The 4306-nt window shown below is 41.9% G+C and carries 8 protein-coding genes; all 8 read left to right on the top strand.

The window, feature by feature from the left end; translation table 11 throughout:
• Positions 1–38 precede the first annotated feature (38 nt).
• Genes C7384_RS07955 through C7384_RS07920 form a run of 8 tightly spaced genes read left to right on the top strand, consistent with a single transcriptional unit; the run spans position 39 to position 4289 of the window.
• Positions 39–824, top strand: coding sequence for an ATP-binding protein (locus C7384_RS07955; protein ID WP_116585400.1), 786 nt, complete (start codon positions 39–41; stop codon positions 822–824).
• A complete protein-coding gene (locus tag C7384_RS07950; protein ID WP_116585399.1) occupies positions 821–1192 on the top strand; it encodes a helix-turn-helix transcriptional regulator in 372 nt (123 codons plus the stop codon). Before C7384_RS07955 ends, C7384_RS07950 begins: the two co-directional genes overlap by 4 nt.
• Entirely contained in the window at positions 1192–2034 is an 843-nt protein-coding gene (locus C7384_RS07945; RefSeq protein WP_207771564.1) for an LbetaH domain-containing protein, read from the top strand. Before C7384_RS07950 ends, C7384_RS07945 begins: the two co-directional genes overlap by 1 nt.
• Positions 2004–2471, top strand: a complete 468-nt coding sequence (locus tag C7384_RS07940; protein ID WP_116585398.1) for a helix-turn-helix domain-containing protein — start codon at positions 2004–2006, stop codon at positions 2469–2471. The genes C7384_RS07945 and C7384_RS07940 overlap by 31 nt, the downstream gene beginning before the upstream one ends.
• A complete protein-coding gene (locus tag C7384_RS07935) occupies positions 2446–3159 on the top strand; it encodes a putative HNHc nuclease (protein ID WP_116585397.1) in 714 nt (237 codons plus the stop codon). Before C7384_RS07940 ends, C7384_RS07935 begins: the two co-directional genes overlap by 26 nt.
• A complete protein-coding gene (locus C7384_RS07930; RefSeq protein ID WP_243400744.1) occupies positions 3137–3550 on the top strand; it encodes a dTDP-glucose pyrophosphorylase in 414 nt (137 codons plus the stop codon). Before C7384_RS07935 ends, C7384_RS07930 begins: the two co-directional genes overlap by 23 nt.
• Before the next feature lies 1 nt (position 3551).
• A complete protein-coding gene (locus tag C7384_RS07925; RefSeq protein WP_116585396.1) occupies positions 3552–3956 on the top strand; it encodes a YopX family protein in 405 nt (134 codons plus the stop codon).
• Positions 3957–3968: 12 nt separating this feature from the next.
• The gene (locus tag C7384_RS07920) at positions 3969–4289 is read left to right on the top strand and encodes a hypothetical protein (protein ID WP_116585395.1); all 321 of its coding nucleotides are present in this window, start codon (positions 3969–3971) and stop codon (positions 4287–4289) included.
• The last annotated feature ends 17 nt before the right edge of the window (positions 4290–4306 follow it).

Genomic DNA, 4306 nt, shown 5'->3' with positions numbered 1-4306 from the left:
GATCTAGATAGATTAGCAGCACAGTATGGAGATTGGTAATGCAGGCAATTGGAGAAGCGTTAAAGCCACTAGATAAGCTGCCGCAAGTACAAGAAGCTAAGCAGGCTTTAGCTAGTATGTCAGCTAAAGAGCAGGCGGAATGGTTTTATAACCATCACCTAGAAGCTGACGCACAGGCTTATCAGTCAATCATCAACGGCCGGCGTAAAGAATTTGAGCGCTTTAGCGTCTGGGGCATGATGGGCAAGCAGTCGTTTAGCTTTGATAAATGGCACCCAGAATTGCAAAAAGATAAAGTACGGGCCCTAGAAATTAAGCGTCAGGCATGGAAGTTAGCTGAATTGGTTCTCCGGGGCGCTGGACGCAATATCACAGTAGCCGGCGAACCTGGTACAGGTAAGACAGCGTTAGTACTAGCAATGATTAACCACATTCAAGAACAGTCAGACAAGACGGTCATGTTTATTAGTATCGCTACCCTAGCCGAGAAGCTCCACCAGTTCAGAGATGAACAAGTCCAGCGACGCGTTCAGCATATTAAGCAGCTCATGCAAAAGGCTGATGTGCTGGTGATTGATGATTTTGGTACCGAAGTTGCCAACGGTTCAGCTAGTGATACCTTACAGCGGTTTTATTTTGAAATTGGAGAGGCTCGGCAAGCTAGAGATGAAAACGGACAGCGAATTTACACCACAATCATCACGACTAACTTAAATTCCAAAGAGATTATCGCTAAGTATGACCCCAAGGTTGTTAGCCGATTAATCAGCAAAAAAGCAGAGAATCAATTGAAATTCAAAGGATTGGAGGACGTCAGAGAATGACATTTGGATCAGTAAAAGACGACTTAAGATTTCAGGCTGTTGTCGTTAACGATGGCCGTATTGAAGAACGTGACCAGCGTATCTACGATAATTTCAGAGAAGCTAGTAATCGAGTTAGAGTCCTAACTGAACGTACGGGAAAGGTATGGGCATTTACGACTATTAAGCCAAATCAGTACGTTAACAAGTTTAAACAAGCTCGTGAGGCTACTGGGCTATCGCAAGAAGAGCTAGCGCTTAAATCTGGTGTTAATTTAAAGGCCATTCGATCACTTGAAGTTGGTAAAGGCAATGCAGGTAGTTATGTCTTGAGTCGCTTGTCACAATGGTTAAATACACCGGTCGATGTGATGAAGGGGTGGAATTGATGAGCAAAAAATATAAATTAACGGACGAAACAATCGAACGTTATGGTCACACACTTTACCGAATTGAAGCAGTTACTAGTTTTGGAATTGTAATTGCTGGTGAACTGGGTGGTTTTATCGAAAAAGAAGACAACCTAAAACAGTCTGGCAATGCTTGGGTGTCTGACAATGCTCGTGTGTATGGCAATGCTTGGGTGTCTGGCAATGCTTGGGTGTCTGGCGATGCTCGTGTGTCTGACAATGCTTGTGTGTATGGCAATGCTCGTGTGTCTGGCGATGCTTGTGTGTATAGCAATGCTTGTGTGTCTGGCAATGCTCGTGTGTATGGCAATACTCGTGTGTATGGCGATGCTTGTGTGTCTGACAATTCTCGTGTGTATGGCAATGCTTGTGTGTCTGGCAATGCTCGTGTGTATGGCAATGCTTGGGTGTCTGGCAATGCTTGTGTGTCTGGCGATGCTCGTGTGTATGGCAATGCTTGTGTGTATGACAATGCTCGTGTGTCTGGCGATGCTTGTGTGTCTGACAATGCTCGTGTGTCTGGCAATGCTTGGGTGTCTGGCAATGCTTGTGTGTCTGGCGATGCTTGTGTATCAAAATTGACAGACTATGTCGTTTATAAAAATACGTGGTCAAGTGGCCGTTATTTCACTTACACACGATCAAATAAAAAATGGGCAGTTGGTTGCTTCTACGGAACCAGTGAAGAACTAGTTGATAAAGCGTACAAAGATAGCGAAATATCTGGAAAAATGTACGAAAAGATAGTCAAGTTAAACGATGAAATGTATGCAGAATTGGAAGATTTACTATGCAAGAAGAAATCACGAACATCGATTTAAAAAAATATCGTGAGCGCATTGGTTGGACGCGTGACCAAGTAATTAGCGAGTTTAACCGACGGTATGGACATGACCTAAAGTATCTGACGTATGAAATTTTTGAAGACACTGGAGAGGTTAAGACTTACTTCGTAGATGAGTTTATTGAGCTTTTGAAGATTCCAGAAGTTGACGTTATCAACGGGAACTTTAGGAAAAATAAAGACTTGTCAGTCGATGACATGATTAACAACGGATTTGGCATAACGCTTAAGACCATTCGCAAGCGCCACCATATGACGTTGAAGCAGCTTGCCAAGATGACTGGTATCTCTTATTCGTCAATATATTGCTATGAGAATGACAAGAAGGTGCCAAGCAAGGAATACTTTTGGAAATTGTACGAAGCCTTAGTTGCTTTGGAGTCGGGATATGGAAATGACCGGAAAGGTGCTTAGTCGTCGAGGTTCAGTTTTAACGATTGAATTAAACGACGATAGCGAGCTGTATAAGCTGGACAAATACGACCCACAGCATACACATCAAGTTGGGATATACATTGACGACAAGCGCCATGTGAGTTCACAACAGCGTAACTTTGCTTGGGCGATTATCGGTGACATTGCCAAGAGTGAAATTGGTGGTTATTGGGCGAGTTATCCTAACCTGATTTACGACAATTTCAAAGCGATGTATGCCAGATATTATGGCGTGGAAGATTTCAGCCTAAGCGACCGCAAGGGTGTGAAAAGTCAGGCTAACGAATTTATCAGTATGCTGTTGCAATTCTGCTTGGACCACAATGTTGGTTTAAGTTTCCTGCCAATCCAAGAGTTGGCACCCGAAGAAGTCAGCAAGTGGGAATACGCCTGCTTGATGAATAAATCTTGTGTTATCTGCGGTAAGAAGGCCGACCTTCATCATTTGGAAGGTTCACGTATCGGACAGGGTAACAACCGCAACAAGGTGAATCACATGGGGCGCAGAGTTGAGGCGTTATGTCGTGTCCATCACAATCAGTGGCATCATGACGAAGCAAACTTAATGGCTAAGTACCATTTATCGGGTATTAGAGTAAACGCTGAAATAGCGCAATTATACCGACTTAACACGGTCGGTGGGAATGATGATAGGAGTTATGTATGACGGTATGAATAAGTTGGTGTTTGATCCAGATATATTGCGACCTTACACGTTGAATAAATACATCTCGATGGAGCGTGCAAATCGTTATATCGCTTCCAAAGCGAAGAAAACGGCCACTAACTATTGTCGGGCGGTTGTTATGCAAGCGATGGTAGACGGTGTGGCATTTGATTGGCCGTGCGTGGTGCAGTTTAACTGGTATCTGACTGACAAACGGATTGACTCAGATAATTGGGCTTTTACGCAAAAATTTATATTAGACGGAATGCAGAATGCAAGCGTACAAGGTCGTAAGTTTCTGGTGAATGACAACATGGTGTACATTCGAGGCCTACATCACGATTTTTACAAGACGGATGGCGTGGCTAGATTAGAAGTAATAGGAGTTTGATGTGAGAGAAATTAAGTTTAGGGAATGGGATGAAACCCGTGCAGAAATTTACCATGGTGATATTTCTGGAATGAGTTACGGCGTTCGAGAAGACTTTGACGATATGGTTGGATTCCGATTTGCTCACGAAGAGAACTCTTTCGAAGGCAAAGGGCGATTGTTAGAACAATACATCGGCCTGAAAGACAGGAACGGCGTTGAAATTTATGAGGGCGATATTATTAAGCTACACGTTGTTATCTTGTCCCCTGATGACAAGATTGGATTTGTTGAATATATCCCAGAATTTGGATACTCAATTAAAGTCGGTGACCGTGTTATCCGACAAGAATACTGGGCATTTAACACGGGGCACACCGTTGAAGTGATTGGTAACATTCACGAAAATAAAGAGTTAGTTAGTTAATAGGAGAAAAACATGTCTAAAGAATGGACTGAAAAATTGGGCTATAAGGTAATATTTATGACTATTAGATTAATTAATTTGTTTATGAGTCCGTTAGTATTTATGTTGATTTGGAATTGGTTTATTACCAAGTTAGGACTTGTTCATATTGACTACTGGTTATCATTTGGAATTATGTTATTGATTAATTTTGCGTTTGATATGAATGCTATTCTCAATAAAAATAATTACGATAACAGTGATTATACATTCGATCCAACTGCTAGCTTTGCTAAATTATTCGTAATATTTATAACTATCGTAATGGCATTCATTGTTCATTTATTTGTATAAGTTACGTGGTTTTAAAC

It is taken from the genome of Convivina intestini, assembly GCF_003096575.1.
Lineage (GTDB): Bacteria > Bacillota > Bacilli > Lactobacillales > Lactobacillaceae > Convivina > Convivina intestini.
The sequence above is the reverse complement of the archived record's forward strand: the minus strand, read 5'-3'. Positions and strand labels throughout refer to the sequence as shown.